Raw genomic sequence first — 26,586 nt, 5'->3', positions numbered from 1 at the left:
AAAGAATAGGGATACCCGTCCCGGTATTATGAGGAATTCGCGTGAAACAGTCTTCGCTTGAGGGAGATGGGCGTCATTCGCCCTACGACCGGCTTGCCGCGCTCGGCATCTCGCTGCCGCCGCCACCGCCGCCGATCGCCAATTTCGTCACGCATGTGGTGGAAGGCAACATGCTCTATCTTTCGGGGCAGGGCCCGAGGGAGGAGAACGGACACCTGTACGCCGGCAAGGTCGGAGCCGAGATCGGGCTGGACGAGGCGTACCAGCATGCGCGTTTAACCGGCATCAATCTTCTTGCCGTCATGCATGAGGCGCTTGGGGATCTGTCGCGGGTGAAGAAGGTGGTCAAGCTGCTGGGCATGGTCAATGCCGTCAGCGATTTCCGCGATCATCCAAGCGTCATCAACGGTTGTTCGGATCTCTTCATCGATGTGTTCGGCGATGCGGGGCAGCACGCCCGCTCCGCCGTGGGGTTCGGTTCGCTGCCGGGCAACATCACCGTCGAGATAGAAGCCATCATCGCCCTTAGGGATTGAGGCCGTTCAATGGTTGCGCCAGCCCATCAGCTTCTCGATCCTCTCGGCCGAAACCCTGACCTGTTCGGTATAGTGGTTTTCGTCCGCCAGCACCTTCTGTTCCGGCAGCACGATGGAGATCGTCGCCACGCATTCTCCATTGGTGTCGCAGATCGGCGAGGCGATGCAGGCAACAGCGTAGTCGGATTCCGCAACCTGTATCGACAGCCGGTCACGGAACGCCGTGCCTGCCGATTGAGAAAGCGCTTCCGGATTGATTTCCGCACGGCCGGTGGGCGACGTGCGGGCGCAGCGTTTGAAAAGCTCGACGCGCTCCTCTTCCGGCAGATGGCCAACGAGCAGGCGGCCGGATGCCGTCCAGTTCAATGGAACACGGGTGCCGACGCGCGAGGCAACCTGGAAATGGCTGGGGCCATCCGCCATGGCGAGCACCAGCATATGGTCACCGTCGCGACCGCAAAGCTGCACCGTCTCACCCGCATGGCGGCACAGATCATGCATTTCGTGGGTTGCGACACCCATGAAATCCAGCGAGCGGGCATAGGCAAGGCCGTAGTGATAAAGCCGTGCGCCGAGCCATATGTTACCTTCGGCGTTGCGCGCCAGCATGTTCTTTTCGACCAGATCGTCAACGATCACATAGACGGTGGAAAGTGGCGCCTTGATCGCCTTGGCAATGGCGTAAGCGCCAGCTGGCGATCCGGTTTCGTAAAGGTAATCAATCACCTGAAGAGCGCGATCAATGCCGCTGACACGCGAGCGCTTGGCCACCTTCGCGTCCGGGTTTTCCTCGGTCGCGGACAAGGCGTGTGAAGACAATTCGTCCAGTTTATGGGCGTCCAATTTCGGCCTCCTCATGAATTTTGAGAAGCTATTACATTATTATGGCATATATGTCGATGCCTATCGCATCGCAAAGACAGGAGAAAGACATGACCGAGGATATCAGAAGCAGGATCGGCCTTCGCCCGGTCATCAACGTCTCGGGCACCATGACGTCGCTCGGTGCTTCCATCGTCGTTCCAGAGGCGGTTGAGGCCATGGCGGCGATCCTGCCGCAATTCGTAGAGATCAACGATCTGCAGCGCAAGGCAAGCGCGATCATCGCGAGACTGACGGGCGGCGAGGCTGGTTTCGTCACTGCTTCCTGCTCTTCCGGCATCAGCCTTGCTGTTGCCGGTGCCATCACCGGCAACAATCTCCTGGCCATCGAAAAGCTGCCTGATATTGCACCGGAAAAGAACGAGGTGCTGGTGCAGATGGGGCATGTGGTGAGCTACGGCGCGCCGGTGGATCAGGCGATCCGGCTTGGCGGCGGCAAGGTGGTGCTGGTCGGGCAGGCCACATCGACCCATCGCTTCCACATGGAAAACGCCATCACCGAAAAGACGGCGGCGGCGGTCTATGTCATCTCGCACCATGTCGTGAATTACGGCCTGCTGCATCTTTCCGAATTCGTAGAGATCGCCCATGCCAAGGGTGTTCCGGTTATCGTGGATGCGGCGTCCGAATATGATCTGGAGCTGTTTCTGGCCACCGGCGCAGATATTGTCCTCTATTCCGGCCACAAGTTCCTCGGTGGCCCCACCTCCGGCATCGTGGCCGGAAGTAAGGAACTGGTGCGCAACGCCTTCCTGCAAAATATGGGCATTGGCCGCGGCATGAAGGTCGGCAAGGAAAGCATCTATGGCGTTATGGCGGCACTGGAAGCCTGGGAAAAGCGCGACCATGCCGGCATCCGTGAGCGCGAGACCGGATATCTCAATCTCTGGAAGGAAACGCTGGATGGCCGCCCGGGCGTGACCGCGCTCATCGAGCCGGATCCGACCAATAACCCGCTCGACAGGCTGCGCGTGATCATCGATGCCGAAGAAGCGCATATCACTGCCTGGGACCTGACGACAGCGTTGGCTAGGGGCAATCCTCCCATCATCACCCGCGACCACGAGGTAGAGCATCGCTATTTCTATCTCGACCCATGCAATCTGCATCCCGGACAGGAAACCATCGTGGCGTCTCGTCTGGCCGAGGAACTGGACAAGGCGCGTGCCTCCAACGAGGTGATTGCAACACCTTTCGAAGACCGGAGCCGACACCGCTTCGACGGCATGCTGCGCTGGCCGGACTAGGCTTGACCGCTTGCGCCGCCAAAACCTAACGACAAGAAGGGAACGATCATGACCATGCCGCAGGCCGCACCCGTTGGTGCCGAAGATGCCGTGCTTTCCGTCCGCAATCTCACCACGTCCTTTCACGTGGATGGCGGCTGGAAACCCGTGGTTCGTGATATTTCCTTTGATGTCGGGCCGGGTGAAACCGTCGCGATCGTCGGTGAAAGCGGTTCGGGTAAAAGCGTTACCTCCCTCTCCATCATGCGGCTGCTGGATCGTGAAAGCAGCAGGGTGGAGGGTGAAATCCTGCTTGGAGGGCGCAACCTGCTGTCCCTCTCCGAAGATGCCATGCGGCAGGTGAGGGGAAACGAGGTCGCCATGATCTTTCAGGAGCCGATGACCAGCCTCAATCCGCTGTTCACCATCGGCGACCAGATTTCCGAGGCCTTGTTATGCCACCAGCCGATGTCGAAAACCGACGCGAGGGCGGAGACGGTTCGGCTGCTCGAAAAGGTCCGTATTCCTTCAGCCGCATCGCGTTTCGATGAATATCCGCATCGCTTTTCCGGCGGCATGCGCCAGCGCGTGATGATTGCCATGGCGCTTGCATCCCGGCCGAAGCTGCTGATCGCCGATGAGCCGACGACCGCACTCGACGTGACCATTCAGGGCCAGATCCTTGACCTCATCAAGACGCTTCAGGAGGAGGAAGGCACGTCGGTTCTGTTCATCACCCATGACATGGGCGTGGTGGCTGAGATCGCCGATCGTACCGTTGTCATGTATCGCGGCGAGCAGGTGGAAGTTGGCGCGACCGCTGATATCTTTCATCGCGGTAAGCATCCCTATACCCGCGCGCTTTTGTCCGCCGTTCCGGTTCTGGGTTCCATGACGGGTGAGGAAAGACCGCTCAGGTTTCCCATCGTCAACACCACCACAGGCGAAACGCAGCAGCCGGCGCGGCCGGGCGATACCGTCGATTCGAGTGCCCAGCCGGTGCTCAAGGTAGAAGGGCTGACCAAGCGCTTCGATATTCACTCCGGCCTTTTGGGGCGGCTCAGCGGCCGCGTGCATGCGGTGGAGAATGTGTCCTTTGATCTCAGGGCCGGCGAGACATTGTCGTTGGTCGGCGAAAGCGGTTGCGGCAAATCGACCACCGGGCGCGCCATCATGCGGCTGATCGAGCCGGATGCCGGCTCAGTGATGGTTAATGGCGAGAATATTCTCGCCCTCGACAAATCAGGCATGCGCGAGATGCGCAAAACGGTGCAGATGATCTTTCAGGACCCCTATGCCTCGCTCAACCCGCGCATGACGGTGGGTGCGGCGATTGCCGAACCGTTTCTGGAGCACCGCATGGGAAACGCCCGCGAGGCGAAGAATGTTGTGGCCGATATGCTGGCGAAGGTCGGCCTTTCGCCCGATATGGCGGCGCGCTACCCTCATGAATTTTCCGGCGGCCAGCGTCAGCGTATTTGTATCGCCCGCGCGCTTGCGCTCCAGCCGAAGGTGATTGTCGCCGATGAGAGCGTTTCGGCGCTTGATGTTTCGATAAAGGCGCAGGTCATCAACCTGATGCTGGATCTGCAGCAAAGCCTCGATCTCGCCTTCCTGTTCATCAGCCATGACATGGCGGTGGTGGAGCGCGTCAGCCACCGGGTAGCGGTAATGTATCTCGGCGAGATCGTTGAAATTGGCCCACGTGCGGCGGTGTTTGACAATCCGCAGCATGATTACACCCGCAAGCTGATGGCCGCCGTGCCGGTGCCGGACCCGGACCGCAGAAACACCCGGCGAAATGCCGCGAATGACGAGCTGAAAAGCCCGATCCGCGCGATCGATTACGTGGTGAAACCGCGTGAGTACCGTGAGGTCTCGCCCGGTCACCTTGTCGCCTGCTAAAGCGGGTTAAAGACCCGGTACATCGGATGTCGCGAAAGGCACGCGGTAACCGCGCCGGAAGGTTTCGCGCTGTCCGAGCTGGCGATACCATTGCTGTACCGCCGGAAAATCGTCGAGGTCAATTTTATGGCGCGCGAAACGCGAGACCCAAGGCCAGATGGCGATATCGGCTATGGAAAAATCACCGGCGATGAATTCCCGGCCCGTCAGGCGCTGGTTCAGTGTGCGGTAGAGGCGCTCCGTATCCGAGGCGAAACGCGCCTCGGCAAAGGGTGCCTGTCCGGTATTGTAGGTCAGGAAATAATGGGCATAACCGAGTGTCGGGCCAAAATTGGCGGCTTGCCACATCAGCCATTCGGTGACTGCCAGCCGCGCAGCAGGGGAGGCAGGCAGAAGACGCCCGGCCTTTTCGGCGAGATAGATCAGAATCGCGTTCGATTCCGCTAGAACTGTGCCGTTATCGCGGTCGATGATTGCCGGTATTTTAGAGCCGGGATTGACGCGGGTATAGTCGGCTGAGAATTGTTCGCCTTTTTCAATGTCGATGGCGTGGCTGATATAGGGCAGGCCGAGTTCCTCCAGCGCAATCGAGATTTTCAGGCCGTTCGGGGTGATCCAGGTGTAGAGGTCGATCATGCTAATCGAACATCGCCTCATCTAGTGGCAAAGCTCGCCTGCCTTTCTTGCCGGTCACATCAGAAAGATCAGTATAAAGACCGCGCAATGTCGCAACGAGCTGGATGATGCGCGGGTCGGTGACGCGATAAATCACCTGTTTGCCTTCCCGCGAGCCCTCGATCACACCGGCATCGCGCAATTCGGCAAGCTGCTGGGAAAGTGTCGGTTGCTGAATGCCGAGCTCATATTCCAGTGCGGAAACGGAAGCCTCCGTTTCCATGAGATAACAGACGATGGCCAGGCGATTGGCGTTGGCGACAAGCTTTAAAAGCTCGCTCGCCTCCACCACGCTGCGGCAGATGAGATTGGAAACCGGTTTCGTCACGACTACAGGTCCATTTTTCAAACTATAAAAAAGTAAATTGTATTGCGATAAATTTCAATGGTTTGATTAGGCCGAGTTTGACCGTGTCAGGAAATTTTTTAAAATCTACAGGATTTATAGATTTCTCTTTCGCTTTCCCGCAGAGGATCGCCAAAACGTTCCTCGAAAACATTCTATAAAAAAGTAGATTGATTGAGAAATGAGGTGTCGACATGAAAATCGGGGTCCATCCCAACAATCTGCATTTGCGGCTCGCCCGGCTCTGGCCCGGCGCGTTTGATGAATTCGATCCGGAATTCGTGCCCTACCGCGAGGGGCGCGATACCGCAGCGCTTTTGGAAAAAGGCGAAATTCATTTCGGCGGCACGGGCTCGACGCCGCCAATCGAGGCGGATGCGCGGGGGCTTTCCGCAGCTTATATCGCTGCCTCGGCACCACGCCCCGCAAACGGCGCGATCCTCGTGCGGCGCGACAGCCCCATCCGCTCTGCGGCCGACCTTTCGGGAAAACGCATATCGCTGATTGACGGGTCTTTTCATACCTATCTTCTTGCGCGTAGCCTGGAAGGGGTGGGGCTTGGTCTTGCGGATGTAATACGCATCGAGAGCGGTGACAGCGATAGCCTGCGCGATCTCGTGGAAGGCCGCGTCGATGCCTGGGTGACGATGTCGCCACGGCTCGAAAAAGCCCTGACCCATGACGGGATCAGTCTTCTGGTCCGTTGCGGCTCCACCATTCCCAACCGTTCGCTGTTCTGGACGCTTGCGCGTCACACTGTGGCGCTGGAACAACGCGATGCGATTGCCGCCGAACTGGACCGCGTTGGCCGCGCCGTCATGGCGGATATAGACAGAGCCGCGGCCCTTCTTGCCGCCGAGCCGGGCAGCGAAGGCGATGCGCAGTCCTGGGCAAAGGTGCTGCGCTCACGCGATCTTTCGGTGGTGCCCGCCGCCGAAAATATCCTTGCCGAACAGCAGGAGGAGGCCGATACGCTTTACAGGCACGGCCATTTCTCTCTACCGGTTCTGACCGGGCAGAGACCGGCCCCACAATCAGCCAGCGCGGGAGGCGACAGATGAACGTTTTCTGGTACATGTGCGCGCCCGATGGCGCCTATCCCTGGCAACCGGAAGGATCCCGCAAGGTTGATCTCGGTTATTACAAGCAGCTTGCGCTTGCTTATGATCAGCTTGGTTACACAGGCGCCCTGTTTGCCACCGGCGCGCATGATGTCTGGGTTCTGGCTGGCGCGCTGCTTTCCTATACCGAGCGGCTGAAGTTTCTGGTCGCGATTCATCCGGGTCTTGTCGCGCCAACGCTGCTCGCCAAGATGGCGGCGACGCTTCAGGAATTTTCGCGCGGACGCCTGCTGATCAACGTCGTCTCGGGCGATGCGAAGATGCTCGGTGCATATGGCATGACCATGCCGCATGACGAACGCTACGATATGGCGGATGAATATCTGCAGATCTGGCATCGTCTTTTTGCCGGTGAGACGGTCGATTTCAGGGGCCGCCATTTCCAGACCGAAGGCGCAAAGTTGGCACTGCCGGTGGGGCAAGGCATAGAGCCACCACCGCTATGGTTCGGCGGCTCTTCGGACAAGGCGATCGAGGTTGCCGCCAAACATGTCGAGACCTATCTCTCCTGGGGTGAAACGCCCGATCAGATCGGCGCGAAGGTCGATCTCGTCAAGGCGCGGGCGGAGAAACTCGGCCGTGAGCTGGAATACGGCATTCGCCTGTATGTGATTGTCCGCGATACGGATGAAGAGGCATGGGCCGCCGCCGCCGATATTTACGGGCGCATGGACGAACGTGCCATTGCAGCCAACCAGCGTTTCGTCGGCAAGACCGATTCCGTCGGCCAGCAGCGCATGACGGCGATGCATGGTGGACAGAAGCCTGAGAACCTGCGTGATCTCGAAATTGCCCCCAATCTCTGGGCCGGCATCGGTCTTGTCCGGCCGGGACCGGGCACCGCAATTGTCGGCTCGCCCGATACGGTCATCCGCACGCTGGAGGCCTATAAAAAGGCGGGCGTGAATACCTTTATTCTGTCCGGCATGCCATTGCTGGAAGAGGCCTTCCGTTTCGGGGAAAAGGTTCTTCCGCGTCTTGATGTATCGCGGGAAGTCTCGTCAGCCAAACAATTCACCTGGTCGACTTTGTTCGACCGCGACCTCTCGGCAAAGGCATCGTAAACATGGCCTTCCGGGAGTGGAGAAAAAAGACATGACGGCTGGTCCGGCAACAACGATTGCACAACGGCGCATCGGCCCGCAGCGTGCGGCGGAGCGGGCGCTTGCCGTTCTGGACAAGGCGCTTGGCGCGGTCGCCGCCGCAATCCTTGCGACTCTTCTCGTGGTGGTGCTGGTCAATGTCACCCTGCGTTATCTGTTTCACACCGGCTTCATCGGTGCGGAAGATCTCGGCATCTGGCTGCATGTGGCGATGATCGCGGTCGGCGCGCCGCTCAGTCTCAAAAGCGCACTTGCCATGCGGCTCGATGTTTTCGTGCGGTTTTTGCCTGAGCGGTTTCATGCCGCAACCGAAGTTCTGGCGGATGCCTTCTCCTTCATCGCAGCACTGATCCTCGCCTTCGGTGGCGTTGAAATCGCGGCGATGCTGGGCGGTACGTCTCCGACGCTCGGTCTGCCGGAATGGGTGCGTTTCGGCTTTCTGGGTGCAGGCGGCGCGCTGATCCTTCTTTACCTGGCGCTTCAGCGTGTCAGTGAGGGCAAGACATTTGCCGTTCTAGCGTCTCTCACCATTGCAATTGCGTCCTATGTCGGCCTGCCGGAAGTCTTCGTTGATACGAGCCTGCCGCCCAGCCTGTTTCTGGCGCTGACGGCGGCGGTGGGGCTGGTGCTGGCAGCACCGCTCGCCCATGCCTTTCTCGCCGCAGCCTATGTGGCGATCGCCTTCGGCAGTACCTTGCCGGAGCCGGCCATCGTTTCCTCAACGGTAACAGGCATGTCGAAATTCCTGCTGCTCGCCATCCCCTTCTTCCTGCTGGCTGGAAGCCTGCTGACGGAATCGGGCGTTGCCAACCAGCTGGTTCGGTTCGCCGCCTCCATGGTTGGACACCGCCGGGCAGGGCTGGCGCAGACGACGCTGTTGACCAGCGTGCTGTTTTCCGGCGCATCCGGTTCCTCTGTCGCCAACGCCGCCTTCGGCGCTTCAACCTTCCAGCCGGAACTGGTCAAACACGGCTATCCGCCGGCGCAGGCGGGCGCGATCATTGCTGCAACGTCGGTGCTCGACAATGTCATCCCGCCCTCCATTGCCTTTCTCATCCTCGCAACGGCTACCAACCTGTCGGTGGGCTCGTTGCTGGTCGGCGGCTTTTTCGCCGGCGGGCTGATGGCGATCTGCCTTGCGGTGGCTATCCATTGGAGCGTGCGCAGCGTCGATACCCTGCCGCGCGCCACGGGCACCGAACGCTGGCGCTCGGCTATCGCAGCCATACCCGCCTTCGGTCTCGGCGTCATCGTGGTGGTCGGCATCCGCATCGGCGTCGTCACCACCACGGAGGCGGCCGCACTTGCCGCACTCTACACGCTGCTTCTCGGCTTTGGGTACCGGCTGGGCGCGGGGCGTATCTTCGCAACTTTCCGGCAATCAGCCGGTGAGGCGGCGGCCATCGGTCTCCTTATCGGCACGGCAGGCCCCTTCGCCTTTCTTCTGGCGGTCGATGACGTCTCCGGCCTCGTCACGGATTTCGTGACATTGCTTGGCGGCAGCAAGATCGCGGTGCTTCTGCTTTCCAACCTCATCCTGCTCGTGGTGGGGCTGGTGCTGGATATCGGCGCGGCCATCCTGCTGTTTGGACCGATCCTGTTGCCCGCTGCCGTCGCGGCCGGCATCGATCCCATCCATTTCGGCGTCATTCTCGTGGTCAACCTGATGATCCATGGCCTCACACCACCGCTCGGCATGCTGATCTTCGTCGTCAGCGGTGTCACCCGCATTCCGGCGACATCGCTATTCCAGGCCGTCGTTCCCTATCTCCTATCCCTTCTCGTTTCCCTCGCCATTCTGTGCGCCTGGGCCATTGTCTTCTAAATCCGGGGTTTTATTCATGACTATTATCGATCGTCGCAATCTCCTGAAACTCTCCGCTGCGGGTGCGGCAGCACTTGCCACGCCTGCCTTCGTGCGCAACGCAAATGCCAGGACCCGCAACATTACGGTCGCCTCCCTGTTCGCGGACGACAAGCCGGAGACGAAAATCTGGGTGAAGATCAGCGAGCTGGTGGAGGCAAAGCTGCCCGGCCGTTTCCGCTTCAACATCGTCAAGAGCGGTGCGCTGGGCGGCGAAAAGGAAGTGGCGGAAAATATCCGTCTCGGATCGGTTCAGGCGAGCCTTTCCACGGTCTCTTCGCTCTCCGGCTGGGTGCCGGAACTGCAAATCCTCGATCTGCCCTTCCTGTTCCGCGATGCAGACCATGTGCGCAAGGTGGTGACGGGCGAGACCGGCAGCGAGCTGAAGACCAGGCTTGGCGCGCAGCAATTCGTGGCCGTAGACTTCATCAACTACGGCGCCCGCCATCTCCTGACCAAGGAGCCGGTAACCCGGCCAGAGCAGCTCAACGGCAAGAAGATCCGCGTCATCCAGAGCCCGCTGCACACCAAGCTGTGGAGCGCCTTCGGCACCACGCCGGTCGGCATTCCCATCACCGAGACCTATAATGCACTGTCAACCGGCGTAGCCGACGCCATGGATCTGACGAAGTCCGCCTATGCCGGTTTCAAGCTTTACGAGGTTGTACCCTACATGACCGAGACCGGCCATATCTGGGCATCGGGCGTGGTTTATTATGGTGCGGCTTTCTGGAACCAGCTCGATGATGAAGAGAAGAAGGCCCTGACCGAAGCATCAAGCGAAGGCGCGCTCTATTTCAACCAGTTGATCGTCGAGGACGAGGCGAAATCGGTGGAGCTTGCGATTTCGAAGGGTGGCAAGGTCTTGCAGCCCGAAGCCTTGGATGAGTGGCGCAAGGGCGCGCAGGGCGTCTGGCAGGATTTCGCCGGCACTGTCGGCGGCATCGAGAAAATACAGGCGATCCAGTCGGCCTGATACCGAAGCACTATTGTGAATGGGGAGGGCGCAGGAGCGCCCTCCCCATTTTTTTGATCAGCGGATATCCTGCGGCAGAACGTCCGAAGGAATATTCTGGTAGGAAACCGGGCGCGTGAAGCGGCGGATCGACATGGTGCCGACCGAGGTCGCGCCGAAGTTCGTGGAAGCCGGGTAGGGGCCGCCGTGAACCATGGCTTCGGAGACTTCAACGCCGGTCGGGAAGCCGTTGGCGAGAACGCGGCCGGCCTTGCGCTCGAGGATCGGCAGCAGCTTGCGGCCGAGTTCGGCGTCACCTGCGTCAAGATGCATGGTCGCTGTCAGCTGACCTTCAAAGCTCTTTGCCACTTCGATCATTTCTTCAGCGCTGTCGACCGTCACGATCAGGCCGAGCGGTCCGAAGACTTCTTCGGCGAGCGCGTGGTTGGCAACCCAGTCCTTGCCCGAAACGCGGAACAGGTAAGGCGTTGCGTTACGAAGGTCGCAGGTGGTGGTCAAAACGTCGCGCACGCCGTTACCGGCTGCGATGCGGTCGCGACCGTCACGATAGGCAGCGGCGATACCGTCGGTCAGCATGACCTGCGGGCCGACTTCGGAAAGGGCCGCCCGTGCGGTTTCCGACACGGCATCCGCCTGCGAGGCAAGCACCACGGCAATGCCGGGATTGGTGCAGAACTGGCCAGCACCCATGGTGAGCGAACCTGCCCAGCCCTTGGCGATGGCTTCACCGCGCGCGGAAACGGCTTCCGGCAGCAGGAACATCGGGTTGACGGAACCGAGTTCGCCGAAGAACGGGATCGGTTCCGGACGCTGGGCGCAGAGATCGAACAGTGCGCGGCCACCGGCGAGCGAGCCGGTGAAGCCGACTGCCTTGATGCGCGGATGCTGGACGAGCGCGGAACCGACATCGCGGCGGCCGCCCTGGATCAGCGAGAAGACGCCGGGATGCAGATTGTGCTTCTTGACGGCGGCGAGAACGGCCTCGGCAATAATTTCACCGGTGCCGGGATGGGCGGAATGGCCCTTGACCACAACCGGGCAGCCGGCTGCGAGAGCGGCGGCGGTATCTCCACCGGCGGTCGAGAAGGCGAGCGGGAAGTTGGAAGCACCGAAGACCGCAACGGGGCCGATCGGACGCTGCATCAGACGGATATCCGGGCGCGGCAGCGGCTGGCGATCCGGAAGCGCTTCGTCGTGGCGGCGGTCGAGATAGTCGCCTTTGCGGATATGCGATGCGAAAAGGCGAAGCTGTCCGGTGGTGCGGCCGCGTTCACCCTGCAGGCGTCCTGCGGGCAAGCCGGTCTCGGACGTGCCGATTTCAGTGATGTCGTCGGCGCGGGCCTCGATCTCATCGGCGATGGTGTCGAGGAATGCGGCGCGCTCTTCGCGGGTCGTATAGCCGTAGCTCCAGAAAGCCTCTTCGGCTGCTTCTGCGGCCGCATTCACCAGATCGACGGTGCCGACCGAAAAATCGAAAGCTTCGCCATGTGCAGGCTCGCTGCGGAATTTCGCTTCCGTGGCGACCCATTCTCCTGCAACCAGATGTTTGCCGTGCGGCTTGAAACTCATTGTGCTCTTCCCTGAAAATCTGATCCTGTGTGGAAAATCCACCCGATACCGTAAAACCGGACCGAAGGGCGACAGCCTGAAAGGCCATCAGCCGCGATCCTTGTCCGGTTGCCCTCTGCCTTAGCCCGAGTAAGGCTTCAGCGAAAGCCGGTTTGTGCAGTATCTGTCCAAAAAGTGTGATTTATTGGGCGGTGGAAGAAAAAGACGATCTTCCGTTTATGCGCGCAGCGCTCTATTGTGACGCCATGATGACAAATAGACTTTCGAAATACATCGCCTGGTCGGTTCTGCTGCTGATCGTGATCGTTACAGTTTGCCCGATCGGGCTTCGGCCGCATACGCTGACGACCGTCGGCATCGACCGCGCCGCCGCCTTTGCCTTCTGTTCGGCTGCCTTCGTGCTGGCCTATCCGCGTTACTGGCTTGCCATCATTGTCGCGGGTGTCGTGGCGGCTTTCGGCATCGAGGCGCTGCAATTTCTGTCGCCCACACGGCATCCGCATATGACAGATGCAGTTGTGAAAGCCGTGGGCGCCATTGCCGGTGGGCTTGCCGCCTTTTCGTATCTTCAATTCAGGACGCGATTGACCGCAAGCTAAGAGGCTGCCGGCGGCCAATCGTGACGGCTTAATTCGCCTGCTTCGCCAATCCGAAACGGCCATGCGACAGCGTGCGCTCGATGCCGCGAAGCTCTGCCAGCCCCTTCAATCGGCCGATGGCGGGATAACCCGGCTGCGCCCCGCGCGTCAGGTCATCAAGGATTTCCTGGCCATGGTCGGGCCGCATCGGAATGGTGTGGTCTGCACGGCCCTCCGCACGACGGCGGGATTCTTCCGACAGAAGTGCTGCGATAACGGCGACCATATCCGTTCCACCTTCCAGATGCTCGTCCTCGAAGAAGGAGCAGGGCACGGTTTCCGTGTCGCGCGTGACGTTGCGCAGATGCACGAAATGGATGCGGTCTGCAAAACGGCTGGCGATGAAGGGCAGGTCGTTATCCGCCCGCGCGCCGAGCGAGCCGGTGCAGAGCGTAACGCCATTGGCCCGGCTGTCGACTTGCGAGAGCATATGGGCGTAGTCGGACTCCGTTGAAAGAATACGCGGCAGGCCGAGCAGCGGCCAGGGGGGATCGTCGCCGTGGGCGCAGATGTTAATGCCGACCTCTTCCGCGACCGGCGTCACTTCCGACAGAAAATCGATCAGGTTCTGCTGCAGTTTTTCGCGGTTTATGCCGTGATATGAGCGCAGCTTTTCGAGAAGCTGGCTGAGCGTGTAACCATCCGCCGAACCCGGCAGGCCCGCGCCGATATTACGTCCGAGTGCGGCGATCTTCGTATCCGGCATGTCGGCGAAACGTTGTGCCGCTTCCTCGATCAGCCACTCCGGATAATCGGCCTTTGCGTCGGGGCGTTTGAGAATGTGAATGTCGAAGGCGGCGAAATCGGAAAGGTCAAAACGCATGGCTTTTGCGCCGTGCTTCGTTTCCCAGCGCAGATCGGTGCGGGTCCAGTCCAGCACCGGCATGAAATTGTAGCAGACGGTGCGAATGCCCGTGGCGGAGAGGCGGCGCAGCGTCTCCTGCCAGTTGGCGATATGGTTTTTCCAGTCGCCCGTCTGGGTTTTGATCTCCTCGGAGACCGGCACGCTTTCCACCACGTCCCAATACAGCCCACCGGCCTTGATCGCCTCATGCCGTTTGGCGATTTCATCCACAGGCCAGACATCGCCGGTGGCGATGTGGTGCAGCGCGCTTACGATGCCTTCCGCCCCTGCCTGAGCCGCATCCTGAACCGTGACCTTGTCCACCGGGCCGAACCAGCGCCATGTATGTCTCATTTTTTATCCTCAAATATCATTCTGCGGAAAATGTCAGCTGCACCTTGCAGGCGGCGGAGCGGTCTCCGGCCTGCTCGAATGCGGATTTCGCTTCTTCAAGCGGGAAGCTGTGGGAAATGATCGGCCGCACATCGATCCCGCGCGTGGAGATCAGGCGGGCGGCAATGGCGAATTCGTCGTGGAAACGCTGCGAGCCGCGCCAGAGGATTTCCTTGCCCACCAGCGCATTGAGCGGAATGGTTATGTCACCGGTGACGCCCACCTGCACGACAGTGCCGCGCGGACGTACACAGGCGAAGGCGGCGCGAAGCGCAGGTGCCGCGGCGGAGCAATCGAAAACGACGTCGAAATACCCCTTATTGTCCTGATAGGGTAAAAGTGCTTCTGCGTTTTTCGCGACATTGATGGTGCGGTCCGCCCCCATGGCGGGCGCGCGCTCCAGCGCCGCATCGGTCAGGTCGGTGGCGAGAATGATGCCGGCACCGGCATGGCGGGCGGCGGCAATCGTCAAGAGGCCGATCGGCCCGGCGCCCGTTACCAGCACCTTGGCGCCGGTCAGATCACCCGCTTGTGCGACGGCATGCAGGCAGACCGCAAGCGGTTCGGTGCAGGCGGCTTCGGCGGGCGAAGTGGTGTCTGAAAATGTCGCGCATTGTTTTGCGGGAACAACGAGCCGATCACGGAACATGCCCTGTTCGTGCGGCAGGCGCATGGCGCTGCCCATGAAGCGCATATCGAGGCAATGGATCGGTTGGCCCTTCAGGCAGAAATGGCAATGGCCGCAAGGCTGCGAGGGATTGACGGCGACGAGCTGGCCGAGTGCGAGCCCGCTGACGCCTTCGCCCAGCGCCTGCACCCGCCCCGATGCCTCATGGCCGCAGATGATCGGCTCGCGCACCCGCACAGGCCCGAAGCCGCCGTCCTGATAATAATGTAGATCGGAACCACAAATGCCGCCCGCCGCCATGGTCAGCAGCACTTCACCGGGGCCGGGGGCCTGCATGTCCTGCGTTTCGACGCGGATATCTTCACGGCCGTATAGACGTGCCACGCGTGTCTGCATGACGATGCCTCTCATCTTATGTGGATTGGATGAATGAAACCCGCGCGGCGAGCCGCGCGGGCAGGGGATGTCCTGGTCAGCGGATCAGACCCATTTCCGTCGGAAGCCATAGCGTGATCGCCGGAATGAAGGTTATCAGCAACAACGCCACGAACAGCGGCACCAGCCACGGCAGAATGGCGACGGTCGTGCGCTCGACGGAGAGTTTCGCCACGCGTGATAGCACGAACAACACCATGCCGAGCGGCGGATGCAGCAGCCCTATCATCAGGTTGAGGGTGATGATGAGGCCGAAATGCACCGGATCGATATTGAACTGCAGCACCAGCGGCAGCAGGATCGGCACGAGGATGGTGATTGCCGCGATCGTGTCTAGGAAGCAGCCGACGAACAGCATCAGCAGGTTGACCAGCAGGAGGAAAATCCACTTGCTGTCGGTGATCGTCAGGATCGCCGCCGATAGCAGCTGTGCTGCCTGGCTCACCGTCAGAAGCCATGCGAAGATTGATGCCGCCGCAACGATGAAGAGAACCGATGCCGTGGTCTCTATCGTGTCGAAGGTCGATTTTGCCAGCGACTTGAACGTCATCGTCCGGTAACGGACAAGCCCGAGGAACAGAGACCACAACACGGCTGCGACAGCCGCCTCCGTCGGCGTGAACCAGCCCATCGTCATGCCGCCGATCAGGATCACCGGCGTCATCAGGGCCATCACGGCAGAGAAGTCGAAATACCAGTCGCAGGCAAGCAAGACCACCAGCACGATCAGGATCGACAGGTTGAGCGACAGGCCAAACAGCGTCAGGAGATAGATGCCGAGCGGTACCATCATGACGACGAGCACTTCAAGCGAAGCGCCGAAGATGGTTCTGAGGTTGAACGGCGTATCGGAACCCCAACCCTTGACGTAGGCGAAAACGGCAACGGTGATCATCATCAAAAGCGTCATGACGACGCCCGGAACGATGCCGGCCATGAACAGTGCACCGATCGAGACGTTTGCCATCATGCCGTAGATGACGAAGGGCAACGATGGCGGAAAGATCGGCCCGAGCGTTGCGGAAGCGGCGGTGACGCCGACGGCCGCTTCGACCGGATAACCATGATCCTTCATTGCCTTGATTTCGATGGTGCCGATGCCGGCGGCGTCGGCGAGGGCCGTGCCGGACATGCCGGAAAAGATTACCGAGCCGATGATGTTGACCTGTGCCAGACCACCTTTCATCCAGCCGACCAACGCCACGGCAAAGGAATAGATGCGTCCCGTCACCCCCGCCGTGTTCATGAGATTGCCGGCAAGGATGAAGAAGGGAACGGCGAGAAGCGGGAAGCTTTCCACGCCCGCAATCAGACGCTGCGCCGCGATGATATCTGGCGCGACATTATACGAGACGATGTAGAGAAGCGATGCCGTGGCCATTGAAATGGCGACCGGCAGGCCGATCAGCATCAACAGAAGAAACGAGCCGATAAGAATAAGCATATGTTCAATCCCCCGCGCTCTGGAATTCTTCCGGCCGTTCCAGAACGGAATAGCCACGCTGCATATTGGCGATGAAGACCTGCACCGAACGGAAGAACATCAGGACGAAAGCGGCCAGAACCGTATAGAAAACGATGTTGCGCGGCAGGGCGACGGTGACCATTTCCTCGTCGGCGACGATTTCCAGATACCGCCACATCAGCCACGAGGTGTAGGCGAAGAACACGATGCGCAGCACGTCGACAAGGATCGACATGACGCGGGCAACCTGCGGCGGAACGTAGTGATAAAGCACATCCACCTGGATGTGGCGTGACATGCGCACGCACATGACCGAACCTAGAAACACCACGCCAATCAGGCAGTTGACGGCGATTTCTTCCGTCCAGGCATAGCTGTCGTTAAGCACGTAGCGGGTGAAGAATTGAAGGAACACGCAACCTGTCATCAGCCAGAAAAGGCCAAGCGTAACCCAGTCCTCGAAGGCGTAGACCTTCAGGTCGACTTCGGGCGGCGCCTCGTCGAACGTGTGGGCGAGTTCTTCAGGCGTGACCTGAGTATGAATTTCCTGCGACATTGAGATATCCCGTCTGGAGAGAAAGGGCGGTGCGGCAACGGAGGCCGCACCGGATCTTGGCTCACTTGACGGCGCGAATGGCTTCCCAGTCGGCCTTGTCGTAACCGAAGTCCTCGAACTTCACCTTCTCCATGACGTTCTTCTCAAAGTCCGCCTTGTCCACCTCTGCGACGTTCAGGCCACGCTTCTTGAACTCTTCCACGAGGCTTTTTTCGCGTCCTTCGATGGTCTTCGTGGTCCGCACGGCGGCTTCCTGCATGACGTCCGTGAAGATTTTCTTGTCTTCATCGGAAAGCTTGGACCACAGGTTCTTCGAGATCACCGTGTTGAGGTGGTCGACGATGTGGCCGGTCAGCACGATGTTCTTCTGCACTTCGAAGAACTTCTTTGCCTCGATGGTGGTCAGCGGGTTTTCCTGTGCATCGACCGTGCCGTTCTGAAGCGCCAGATAGACTTCTGCAAATGCGATCGGCGTCGTGTTGGCGCCGCAGGCGCGTGGCATGGCGAGATAGGCCGGAACGTCGGGAACACGCATCTTCAGCCCCGCCATGTCGGCGCAGTTGGCAATCGGCTTGTTCGACGTGGTGTGGCGCGTGCCGTAATAGCTAACGGCGGCGATGTGGTTGCCGGTCTTGTCCTCGTAACCCTTGGCAAGACGCTTGAAGATATCACTCTTGGTATAGGCGATCAGATGGCTCGGGTCGCGGAAGATATATGGAAAATAGGTGACACCGATCGGCTTGAAGTCACGCGCGGCAAAACTGGAGCCGGAGATGATGATATCCACCGTGCCGATCTTCAGGCCCTGGTTGATATCCGCTTCCTTGCCGAGCTGCGAGGCGGGGAATACATCCACCTTGTAGCGGCCGTCGGTGCGCTTGGCGATTTCTTCCGCAGCCCAGACCGAATCCGTGTGGAACGGTTCGGAGGTCTCGTAGACATGCGCCCATTTCAGCGTTGTTTGCGCCTGTGCCGCCAAAGCCGAAAGCAAAATGGCAGCGGTTGCACCCATCAAAGTCGACAATCTGATTTTCATTCTTAACTCCTCCCGAATTAAAGCCAGATTTCTGTTTTTCCCGTCGCCGGTTGCGGCGCGGTCACTCTTCTCCGATCGTTTCCTCCCCGAAACTCTCGGAAAATCTCTTTTGCGACAGCGTCAGATGCTGGCGCATCGCCTCGCGTGCGCCTTCCGGATCGTTCGCCGCGATCGCGTCGCGGATCACCCGGTGTTCCTGAACGGCAAGAATCCATGTGTGAGGACCCTCGAAATAGCTGGCGAGCTTTTCGAAATAGGGCGAAAGGCTGCGCTCGTCATAGATCAGGCCGGTAAAGCGGTTCAGCGCCGAGTTGCCGATGATGTCGGCAATGGCGGTGTGGAAGGCGCGGTCCAGGTTGAGGGCCTGCGGCGAATTGTCGAGCGCCCCGGCCATGCGTTCGATGATGTCGTCCAGCCTGGCGATGCATTCAGACGTGGCAAGCCGCGCGGCCTCCTCGGCAATAGCGCTTTCAATGATGCAGCGCGCTTGCAGGATTTCGAATGGGCCGTGCGCGTCCGGCACGGGTGACTTTGCCTTGTTAGCCGTTCGGGACGTGTTCACATACACGCCCGAACCCATGCGGATATGGATATGGCCTTCCACTTCCAGAACGATCAGTGCTTCCCGCACCGTCGGGCGGGACACGCCAAAACGTTCCGCCAGATCGCGCTCCGCCGGCAGGCGCTGACCGTCCGTCAGTTCCCCGCTCTCGATAAGCAAGCGAATTTGTTCCGCGACCAGCCTGTAGAGGCGGCGCGGCTCCAGAGCCACAAACATGATGTCCTCCCAGCGCGAAAGTCTCCCCCCTTCGCGCAAGCGGTAAGATGGTCTTACCAATTTTATTAGGTAGGATTTATGCGGTGCTGTCAATTGGCCGCTAGAGGAAAACTACACGGCGAAAGACTGGGGACCGGTGCAGCAGGCTCGGCGCAATGGATTGGATTTTACGAAACGTGATTGATCCTCGGGACAGACCCGAGGATGACACCGCATGTTTGGATCGGCTTTTCAGTCCTTGTTACTTGTGAGCTTCAAGCCGCCGTCGTCGCCGATGGTGACGTCCAGCTCACCGTACCCACCGATCGAAAGGTGCGGCGTTTCGATGGGATGCGAATGAGTGGCGTTAATGACCACGACCGTGGCGCCCATGCTTTCCCCCGCCAGAATGCCGGCGGGCGCATCTTCGAAGACGACGCAGTCTTCAGGTGCGACGCCGAGCTTCGCAGCAGCCTTTCTGTAACCCTCCGGGTCAGGCTTGCCGTTCACAACGTCCTCGGCGCAGATCATCACTGGAGGCGGTGTGAGGCCTGCCGCAGCCAACCGGAGTTCGGCAAGGGCGCGGGCGGCGGAGGTGACGATGGCCCATTTTCCGGCCGGCAATTTCTCAAGAAATGCAGCTGCCTGCGGAATCTGGAGGATGCCGTCAACATCGTCCATTTCCTTTTGTAAAAGCATATCCGCCTGTTCCTGGATATCGAGGCCGGGAACTGCCTCGCGACGCACAACCTCGGATGCGCGCATGCCATGGATGCGCTGCAGGAAAGCCTCCGGCTCTATGCCGTTGTCTACGGCCCATTCGCGCCAGACCCGCTCCACCACCGCAATGGAATTCAGCAGCGTTCCATCCATGTCGAACAGGAAGGCGCCATATTCGCGCGAGGAGATCTGGGCGGTCGCCGGGACTTTGCTGTGCATCGCATTCTTCCGTTGGATGTGTCGGGTTGGCCTCGTGTCTATAGCATCGGCAGGCATAACGGAATCGTTTTTCCGCTCATCAAGCAAATGGCGACCCATCCGCCAGTGGCGGACATCGTGCCGGAATCGGACAGTTTGCACAGGCTGCGACTCGGGGCATGGTCAGGCAGGGGAGGCGGCGTCCGCATAGGGTCATGCGGGCGTCAGGTTGCAGCAAGGATCAACTGCTATTGTGAGTTTTCGAAAGAAGTCAAAGTTCGCAAAATCAAAAGCTAAACGGAGCTTATGAATGTTGTGCATGAGATTTTTCGCAGCGGAATTCTCTTAACGAAACCGTCGTTTAAGGGGTGTTGTTAACCATTTGTTAACCATATTCGAGGTACCTAATTGTCAACGATTTGTTTACCAAGATGACCAAAGTGCTAACAGACCAGCGTTCGATCCGTATCAAAGGCCGCTCCTTCCTCGCGGTCGTTCTGTCCCCTGAAGCTCCGCTCGATCAATGGCTGGAACGGCTGGATGATCTTGCTGCACGTTCGGCAGGGTTCTTCCTGTCGCGTCCGGTGGTTCTGGATGCGTCTGAGCTGTCGCTGGACAAGGCAGGGCTGAAGGCTCTGCTGGCAGCGCTGACGGAACGTAATGTCGGCATCATGGGGATCGAAGGTGTTCGCCCCTCGATGATCGAGCCGGGCATGCCGCCGTCGCTGAAGGGCGGAAAGCCCGCTTCAGATGTCGAGGTCGAGCCCGTCGCCATCGCTGCCGAATTGCCGGAAGAAAAGCCGCGCGCTTCGGGCGAGGTTCGGGCCGTGGTGCAGTCGCTGGTCATCAACGAGCCGGTGCGCTCCGGCCAGTCGATCATGTTCCCCGAAGGCGATGTGACCGTCATCGGTTCGGTCGCCTCGGGTGCGGAAATCATCGCGGGCGGGTCGGTGCACATTTACGGGGCGTTGCGCGGTCGCGCCATGGCCGGTTCGCTTGGCAATGTTTCGGCGCGCATCTTCTGCCGCAAGCTTGAAGCGGAGCTACTGGCAATCGACGGCGTCTACAAGGTTGCCGAGGACATTGACGACAAGCTGCGCGGCCAGCCCGTTCAGCTGTGGCTGGAAAACGATACGATAAAGGCCGAAAAACTTGGCTGACGACATAGAGAAAACAACACAGGAACAGGAGAGCCGTATGGGGAAGGTAGTCGTTGTTACTTCCGGCAAGGGCGGGGTTGGCAAGACCACCTCGACCGCAGCGCTTGGCGCGGCATTGGCGCAGAACAAGCAGAAGGTCGTGGTTGTCGATTTTGACGTCGGACTGCGTAACCTCGATCTCGTCATGGGTGCTGAACGCCGGGTGGTTTACGATCTCGTCAACGTCATCCAGGGCGATGCCAAGCTGACGCAGGCGCTGATCCGCGACAAGCGCCTCGAGACGCTGTTCCTGCTGCCCGCCTCACAGACACGCGACAAGGACAATCTGACGCCCGAAGGCGTGGAATGGGTCATCGCCGAGTTGAAGAAACATTTCGACTGGGTCATCTGCGACAGCCCGGCCGGTATCGAACGCGGCGCGACGTTGGCCATGCGCCATGCGGATGTGGCCGTCGTGGTCACCAATCCGGAAGTCTCCTCGGTGCGTGACAGTGACCGCATCATCGGCCTGCTCGATTCCAAGACGCTGAAGGCCGAACGCGGCGAGCGCATGGAAAAGCACCTGCTTCTGACGCGCTATGATTCGGCCCGTGCCGAGCGTGGCGACATGCTGAAGGTCGACGACGTTCTGGAAATCCTCTCCATTCCGCTGCTCGGTATCATTCCCGAAAGCACGGATGTGCTGCGTGCTTCCAACGTCGGTGCACCGGTTACGCTCGCGGATGCCCGTTGTGCACCTGCCATGGCTTACTTCGACGCTGCCCGCCGCCTGTCAGGCGAGGACATTCCGGTGGTCATTCCGGGCGAAAAGCGGGGTATCTTCTCCAAGATCTTTGCTAGGAGGGCTGCATGAGCATTTTCGGCCTATTCCGTAAACAAAAGTCGGCACCGCTTGCGCGCGAGCGACTGCAGGTGCTGCTTGCCCACGAAAGGGCGTCGTCGGGAACCGATCTCGTCGCCGTCCTCCGGGAAGAAATTCTCGCCGTCATCGCCAAGCATGTGCAGATCGATAACGATCGGGTGCATGTGAAGATGGATCGTGACGAGCACGTCTCCATACTGGAGATCGATGTCGAGATACCGTTGAGCGCCGACCTGCGCGCCGCGTGATGTTTTCTCCGAATACCGCCGCCCCTTGCAGGGCGGCGTTTTTCTTTACTCTGCCGTCGTATCGACCGGCATTCTAAATGCCTCGGCCAGATCGTCGGGAAGCGGGCGCTTGAGGTTTATGCCGTTCGGCGGGATCGGCGCGTTGAACCACTTGTCGTAGATCGCGTTGATTTCGCCGCTTGCATAAATTTTCCCAAGGGCTTCGTTGACGGCGTTCTTGAAGGCGGTGTCGCCCCGTCGGAGCATCAGGCCATAGGGCTGTGGTGGGGCGAGATATTCGTTCGAGATGGAATAGTCTTCGGGCTTGCCCGTTTCAGCGACGAAGGACCTCAGAAGAATATCGTCCATGACGAAGGCCGAGGCTCGATCTTCCGTCACCATGTCGAAACTGCCTTCCGTACTGTCATTTTGCAGGACGGCGATGTTCAGTCCCAGTTTGCGGTTAAGCACATTCAGCTGACTGATATTGATCGTTCCCGTCGTCACCACCACGGTTCGCCCGGCAAGATCGCTGACGCTTGTCATGTTGCTTGATTTCAGCGCGACATAACGCGTGCCGGTGATGAAATGGCTGTAGGAAAACCACACTGCCTTGCGTCTTTCCTCCGTATTCGTGCTCGCCACGCATTCCATGTCGATTGTGCCGTCATTGAGAAGCGTGATGCGGTTGCTGGGGGTGCGCTTGACGAAATCGATTTTCAATTCTGGCAGGCCCAACTTCTTCTTGATGGAATCCGCCACCTTCAGGCAAAGTTCGATGCTGTAACCGATCGGCTCCGGACCAATTCCCATATAGGAAAAGGGAAGATTTCTGTCGGCAAAGCCGAGCCGGATGGTGCCGGTTCTGGCAATGGTTTCGAGTGTAGGCGGTTGGGTCTCGTCGGCGGCTGCAATGGTGGGTAAAAGACTAAAAACCCCAAGCATGAGCCACAATGTCGATCTCTGCATCGCGCATCTCCAGCCAAAATTATCTGTCAAAACATTTTCGTAAAATAGAGTTGGGGTTTTTACGCCCTCAGTCCCGGTATTCGCTCGGATGGTCATAGGCTTGTTTCAAGGAGGCGGTCATCGGCAGGTTCAGATTCATGCCATTGGGCGGAATGGGTTGGGTGAACCATTTTTCGTAAAGGCCGTGAATGGTGGGACCGGTGAAGATCTGCCGCAGGCTTTCGTTGACCGCCGCCTTGAAGGCCGGGTCGTTGCGCCGAAACACCAGGCCATACGGTTCGGGTGCGCTCAGCGTTTCGTCCGAGAGCGCGTAGAGGTCGGGATTCTCCGATGTTGCCGCCAGAGCCGCCAGCAATATGCCATCCATGACGAAAGCAGAGGCCTTGCCGGCAACGACGAGTTCGAAGGCTTCCTCATTGGTTTTTGTGGGCATCACCGAGATATTGAGGTTCTTTTCGCGGTTCACCGCATTGAGCTGCTCGATGTTGACCGTGCCGGAGGCGGATGTGACGGAGCGTCCGGCCAGATCAGCAAGGCTCTTTAGATTGTCCTGTTTACGGGAGAGAAATTGCGTCGCGGTCATGAAATTCGGATAGGAGAAATCCACCATTTTCCGGCGTTCGCTGTTGTTGGTCGTCGCCGCGCATTCAATATCGATCTTGCCGCTACGGACGAGAATGAACCGGGTTGCGGGCGTGGCCTTTACATATTCAATGTCGAGTTTGTCCAGCTTCAGTTGCGTGCGGATGTCCTCGCTGATCGCGCGGCAAAGATCAGTCGAGAAGCCGGTCACTTCTCCATCCGGCAGCTGATAGGAAAACGGCGGTTCGGCCTCACGATAACCGATGCGGATTTTCGCGGTCTTGGCAATCTGCCGAAGCGTATCGCCTTCGCCGGCGGCCTGCACCGGAGCTGTGGGGATAAAGCATGTGAGGAAAAGGCAAAATACTGAAATGCGCATTTTATGTCCTTTTGGCTGTCAGCCGCGTTCTCAAATCGCTTTTTGTGGCGGGTAATAGGTTTCCTGCATCGGTCGCCCGACGTCGCTATATTCGTCGTTTCCGGTTTGGGCGATGACGGCACGGTTCTTGAGTATCCGGGCAAGCGGCGCCGGCTCGGCAAAATAATAGCCCTGTGCCTCGTCGCATCCGGAAAGCTTGAGGGCCTCGACCTGTTTCTTGTCTTCCACGCCCTCGGCGGTGACTTTCAGGCCGATCTGTTCTGCCATGTCTATGATGGTGTTGACGATGGCCGAGCACATTGGATTTTCCGGCAGGCCGGAAACGAATTCGCGGTCGATCTTGATCTTGTCGAAGGCAACATGCGTCAGCGTGCTCAACCCGGCATAACCGGTGCCGAAATCATCAAGCACGAGGCGGACGCCCATTTCCTTCAGCAGCTTTAAAGCCCTGGCGCTGTTGTCGCGCTCGAGCATTGCCGTTTCCGTCACTTCAAGCTCGAGCCGCTCGGCCGGGAAGCCGGAGGCTTTCAGCGCGCCGTCAACGATCGGGACAATATCGTCATTGCAAAGCTGCACGGCGGAAAGATTGACGGCAAGTCGGATATCCCTGGGCCAGGTCATGGCGTCCATGCAGGCCTGCGCCAAAACCCATTCGCCCAGAGGTTTGATGAAATTGTTTTCTTCGGCAAGCGTTATGAAGCGATCCGGCGTGATGATGCCAAGCTTGCTGTGCCGCCATCTGGCAAGGGCCTCGTAGGCGACAATGCGGCCGCTCTCCAGATTGACCACGGGCTGGTAGTACAGCTCGAATTCGTGGTTTTCGAGCGCGGATTTCATGTCTATTTCGAGCGCGTGCTTGTGCTGCGCCGCCATGTCCATGCCAGGCTCGTAAAAGACAAAAAAGCCGCATCCCATGGATTTCGCCCGGTAGAGACCAAGGTCCGCATGTTGCAGAAGCTGGGTGGCGGAGTTGCCGTGATCGGGCGCGCAGGCGATGCCGATGCTGGTATCGACGCTTATATGGCTGCCTTCGAGGCTGAAGCTGCGCGAGACCGCATGGACCACGCGCTTTGCCAGCGCGCCCGCATCCTCGCGACAATTATCGGTCACCGCTTGTATGATCGCAAATTCGTCGCCGCCGAGCCTGCTCACCATGTCGTTTTCACCGAGCACGGAGGAAATCCGCGAGGCCACGGCCACCAGCAGGGCGTCGCCTGCCGCGTGTCCCAACGTATCGTTGACGGCCTTGAAGCGGTCGAGATCGAGCAGCATGACGTTGAACGGCTGGCCTGACGTGGAAAGATGTTCGAGACGGTTCTCCAGCGTCTTCATCAAGAGCACGCGGTTGGGAAGCCCCGTCAGCGCATCGTGATGGGCCATATGTTCCAGTTGCTGCGCCATGTCGCGGATCTGCCTGAGCCGTCCACGTTCCAGAACGGCCTCCCGCAGGGTTTCGATGGCGGTGGCCATATCGCCGATCTCGTCCCGTCGATCCTGAAACGGCGTGACGACATCGGTTTCCTCACGGGCGATCCTGAGTGTTGCCTGCACCAGCGCCGGAACGGGTTTCAGAAAATGCCTGGCAATCAGCGTCACGAGAACGCCGGTGACGGTCAGAACAACGATCAGGGCGACGAGCGAATTGTAGATGAGCTTGCGCTGCGCGCCATAAAGCGCGTCCGAACCGCCGATGCTGACGGCGACCGCGCCAATCGGTTTTTTCGTTTCCGTGCTGATGATCGGCAACAGGCCGATATAATGGCTGGAATCGCCAATCGTCGCAAAGCCGGTGGCAAAACGCGCGGCGACCGCATCTCTGGAGAAGATGGGATCGGTGGCAATCGGTTTTTCGGCGTCGTCGGTGGCGTTGTCGAAGGCCGCCGCGATTTGACGGAATCCGGAATCGGCCTCATCGTAGCGGAAAAGCCAGACGGCATTCTTGGTCTGCGCACCGATGAGGGCGAGAACGTCGCTGGGGTTGAAGCCGGTAACGAGGATGGAAGCGTCGTCGCCAATCGGCTTGTCGGTCAAGATGCCGTTCACCTGTCCGTCCGTGTCGGCGGTGACGCTGACATAGGTGTAGATGCTGCGCAGGGTGGCGCTGGCAATCTGTGAATTGACGCGGGCCTGGTTGAGCCATTGCTCGCTGGCGGCGGCAACGAACATGTACCAGCCGACGAGCGCCCCGATGCTGTAGGAAAAGATCACGCCGCCGAGAAATATCAGGGTTATCTTGCTGGCGAGCGAACGCCGCCGCGAAAAGCGGCCTGGTACCGGCTGCGTCGTTGAGCGAAGCGTGTCACCGGTTTCAGTCTGTCTATCTATCCCCCGATAGGCAGTCTCTTCCATTCGCGATATTCCCCCGCGATGTCGCGTTATGATTGTTTTATGGAATTTTTATAGGGCATGTATTTCAATGGTGTCTGCTAAATAATTCAACAAAGTTTAGATGCGATTAAGAATTAATCCGTCTTTTTATAGTCGCCGCTTATATAAGGCGCCGAAAATATGTACCTCAGGTTGAAATATTCGAT

Annotated in this window: 25 protein-coding genes; 11 read left to right on the top strand and 14 right to left on the bottom strand. The window is 59.3% G+C overall.

The features are described from left to right. Window positions 1-41: 41 nt before the first annotated feature. Window positions 42-536 carry a RidA family protein gene (locus J5276_RS16850; RefSeq protein ID WP_174012008.1) on the top strand — a complete coding sequence of 165 codons (495 nt, stop codon included), beginning with the start codon at window positions 42-44 and terminating at the stop codon, window positions 534-536. Between the two features lie 6 nt (window positions 537-542). On the opposite strand, the gene J5276_RS16845 is transcribed toward J5276_RS16850, so the two are convergent. Continuing rightward, entirely contained in the window at window positions 543-1,379 is an 837-nt protein-coding gene (locus J5276_RS16845) for an IclR family transcriptional regulator (RefSeq protein WP_003510788.1), read from the bottom strand. Between the two features lie 89 nt (window positions 1,380-1,468). On the opposite strand from J5276_RS16845, the gene J5276_RS16840 reads away from it, so the two are divergent. Both J5276_RS16840 and J5276_RS16835 read left to right on the top strand, forming a co-directional pair. Continuing rightward, window positions 1,469-2,665 (top strand): aminotransferase class V-fold PLP-dependent enzyme, encoded by a 1,197-nt coding sequence (locus J5276_RS16840; RefSeq protein ID WP_003510781.1) that lies wholly within the window; start codon window positions 1,469-1,471, stop codon window positions 2,663-2,665. 48 nt (window positions 2,666-2,713) lie between these two features. Further along, entirely contained in the window at window positions 2,714-4,549 is a 1,836-nt protein-coding gene (locus J5276_RS16835) for an ABC transporter ATP-binding protein (RefSeq protein WP_174012006.1), read from the top strand. A gap of 6 nt (window positions 4,550-4,555) precedes the next feature. Here J5276_RS16835 and J5276_RS16830 read toward each other — a convergent pair whose 3' ends face one another. After that, complete coding sequence (locus J5276_RS16830) at window positions 4,556-5,185, bottom strand: glutathione S-transferase family protein (protein WP_003510777.1); 630 nt, start codon at window positions 5,183-5,185, stop codon at window positions 4,556-4,558. 1 nt (window position 5,186) lies between these two features. Next, window positions 5,187-5,552, bottom strand: a complete 366-nt coding sequence (locus tag J5276_RS16825) for a helix-turn-helix transcriptional regulator (protein WP_003510774.1) — start codon at window positions 5,550-5,552, stop codon at window positions 5,187-5,189. Window positions 5,553-5,764: 212 nt separating this feature from the next. On the opposite strand from J5276_RS16825, the gene J5276_RS16820 reads away from it, so the two are divergent. From J5276_RS16820 to J5276_RS16805, 4 genes are read left to right on the top strand one after another with little or no spacing between them, the layout of a single operon-like run. Further along, on the top strand, window positions 5,765-6,631 hold the full coding sequence (locus tag J5276_RS16820; protein WP_065661640.1) for an ABC transporter substrate-binding protein: 867 nt from the start codon (window positions 5,765-5,767) through the stop codon (window positions 6,629-6,631). Next, the gene (locus tag J5276_RS16815) at window positions 6,628-7,755 is read left to right on the top strand and encodes an LLM class flavin-dependent oxidoreductase (protein WP_174012004.1); all 1,128 of its coding nucleotides are present in this window, start codon (window positions 6,628-6,630) and stop codon (window positions 7,753-7,755) included. Before J5276_RS16820 ends, J5276_RS16815 begins: the two co-directional genes overlap by 4 nt. A 31-nt stretch (window positions 7,756-7,786) precedes the next feature. Next, window positions 7,787-9,619, top strand: a complete 1,833-nt coding sequence (locus J5276_RS16810) for a TRAP transporter large permease subunit (protein WP_174012002.1) — start codon at window positions 7,787-7,789, stop codon at window positions 9,617-9,619. A 16-nt stretch (window positions 9,620-9,635) separates the two neighbouring features. Further along, window positions 9,636-10,634 (top strand): TRAP transporter substrate-binding protein, encoded by a 999-nt coding sequence (locus J5276_RS16805; protein WP_174012000.1) that lies wholly within the window; start codon window positions 9,636-9,638, stop codon window positions 10,632-10,634. Between the two features lie 57 nt (window positions 10,635-10,691). Here J5276_RS16805 and J5276_RS16800 read toward each other — a convergent pair whose 3' ends face one another. After that, window positions 10,692-12,203: an aldehyde dehydrogenase (NADP(+)) gene (locus J5276_RS16800; RefSeq protein WP_003510766.1), complete on the bottom strand. Its 1,512-nt coding sequence runs from the start codon at window positions 12,201-12,203 to the stop codon at window positions 10,692-10,694. Between the two features lie 245 nt (window positions 12,204-12,448). Here J5276_RS16800 and J5276_RS16795 point away from each other — a divergent pair, with 245 nt between their 5' ends. Next, window positions 12,449-12,802 (top strand): antibiotic resistance protein VanZ, encoded by a 354-nt coding sequence (locus J5276_RS16795; protein WP_174011998.1) that lies wholly within the window; start codon window positions 12,449-12,451, stop codon window positions 12,800-12,802. A 28-nt stretch (window positions 12,803-12,830) separates the two neighbouring features. On the opposite strand, the gene uxuA is transcribed toward J5276_RS16795, so the two are convergent. From uxuA to J5276_RS16760, 7 genes are all read right to left on the bottom strand, one after another. Next, window positions 12,831-14,039: a mannonate dehydratase gene (uxuA, locus tag J5276_RS16790; RefSeq protein ID WP_174011996.1), complete on the bottom strand. Its 1,209-nt coding sequence runs from the start codon at window positions 14,037-14,039 to the stop codon at window positions 12,831-12,833. A gap of 16 nt (window positions 14,040-14,055) precedes the next feature. Beyond that, window positions 14,056-15,102, bottom strand: a complete 1,047-nt coding sequence (locus J5276_RS16785) for an L-idonate 5-dehydrogenase (RefSeq protein ID WP_065687734.1) — start codon at window positions 15,100-15,102, stop codon at window positions 14,056-14,058. Window positions 15,103-15,178: 76 nt separating this feature from the next. After that, window positions 15,179-16,585, bottom strand: coding sequence for a TRAP transporter large permease (locus tag J5276_RS16780; RefSeq protein ID WP_003510762.1), 1,407 nt, complete (start codon window positions 16,583-16,585; stop codon window positions 15,179-15,181). Window positions 16,586-16,589: 4 nt separating this feature from the next. After that, complete coding sequence (locus J5276_RS16775; protein WP_013761519.1) at window positions 16,590-17,162, bottom strand: TRAP transporter small permease; 573 nt, start codon at window positions 17,160-17,162, stop codon at window positions 16,590-16,592. A gap of 61 nt (window positions 17,163-17,223) precedes the next feature. Next, on the bottom strand, window positions 17,224-18,198 hold the full coding sequence (locus tag J5276_RS16770; RefSeq protein ID WP_013761518.1) for a sialic acid TRAP transporter substrate-binding protein SiaP: 975 nt from the start codon (window positions 18,196-18,198) through the stop codon (window positions 17,224-17,226). A gap of 61 nt (window positions 18,199-18,259) precedes the next feature. Further along, entirely contained in the window at window positions 18,260-18,976 is a 717-nt protein-coding gene (locus tag J5276_RS16765) for a FadR/GntR family transcriptional regulator (protein WP_013761517.1), read from the bottom strand. A 231-nt stretch (window positions 18,977-19,207) separates the two neighbouring features. Further along, window positions 19,208-19,894, bottom strand: a complete 687-nt coding sequence (locus J5276_RS16760; protein ID WP_112524239.1) for an HAD family hydrolase — start codon at window positions 19,892-19,894, stop codon at window positions 19,208-19,210. A 410-nt stretch (window positions 19,895-20,304) separates the two neighbouring features. Here J5276_RS16760 and minC point away from each other — a divergent pair, with 410 nt between their 5' ends. Genes minC through minE form a run of 3 tightly spaced genes read left to right on the top strand, consistent with a single transcriptional unit; the run spans window position 20,305 to window position 22,143 of the window. After that, window positions 20,305-21,033, top strand: coding sequence for a septum site-determining protein MinC (gene minC, locus J5276_RS16755; protein WP_003510754.1), 729 nt, complete (start codon window positions 20,305-20,307; stop codon window positions 21,031-21,033). A gap of 37 nt (window positions 21,034-21,070) precedes the next feature. Beyond that, a complete protein-coding gene (gene minD / locus J5276_RS16750; protein WP_003510752.1) occupies window positions 21,071-21,886 on the top strand; it encodes a septum site-determining protein MinD in 816 nt (271 codons plus the stop codon). Continuing rightward, window positions 21,883-22,143 (top strand): cell division topological specificity factor MinE, encoded by a 261-nt coding sequence (minE, locus tag J5276_RS16745; RefSeq protein ID WP_003510750.1) that lies wholly within the window; start codon window positions 21,883-21,885, stop codon window positions 22,141-22,143. Before minD ends, minE begins: the two co-directional genes overlap by 4 nt. Window positions 22,144-22,188: 45 nt before the next feature. On the opposite strand, the gene J5276_RS16740 is transcribed toward minE, so the two are convergent. From J5276_RS16740 to J5276_RS16730, 3 genes are all read right to left on the bottom strand, one after another. Then, window positions 22,189-23,091 (bottom strand): amino acid ABC transporter substrate-binding protein, encoded by a 903-nt coding sequence (locus tag J5276_RS16740; RefSeq protein WP_003510747.1) that lies wholly within the window; start codon window positions 23,089-23,091, stop codon window positions 22,189-22,191. Between the two features lie 67 nt (window positions 23,092-23,158). After that, window positions 23,159-24,052 carry an amino acid ABC transporter substrate-binding protein gene (locus tag J5276_RS16735; RefSeq protein WP_149910142.1) on the bottom strand — a complete coding sequence of 298 codons (894 nt, stop codon included), beginning with the start codon at window positions 24,050-24,052 and terminating at the stop codon, window positions 23,159-23,161. A 30-nt stretch (window positions 24,053-24,082) separates the two neighbouring features. Continuing rightward, entirely contained in the window at window positions 24,083-26,401 is a 2,319-nt protein-coding gene (locus tag J5276_RS16730; RefSeq protein WP_013761514.1) for an EAL domain-containing protein, read from the bottom strand. Window positions 26,402-26,586 lie beyond the last annotated feature (185 nt).

The organism is Agrobacterium sp. S7/73 (genome assembly GCF_019355535.1).
GTDB classification, from domain to species: Bacteria; Pseudomonadota; Alphaproteobacteria; order Rhizobiales; family Rhizobiaceae; genus Agrobacterium; species Agrobacterium tumefaciens.
The sequence above is the reverse complement of the archived record's forward strand: the minus strand, read 5'-3'. Positions and strand labels throughout refer to the sequence as shown.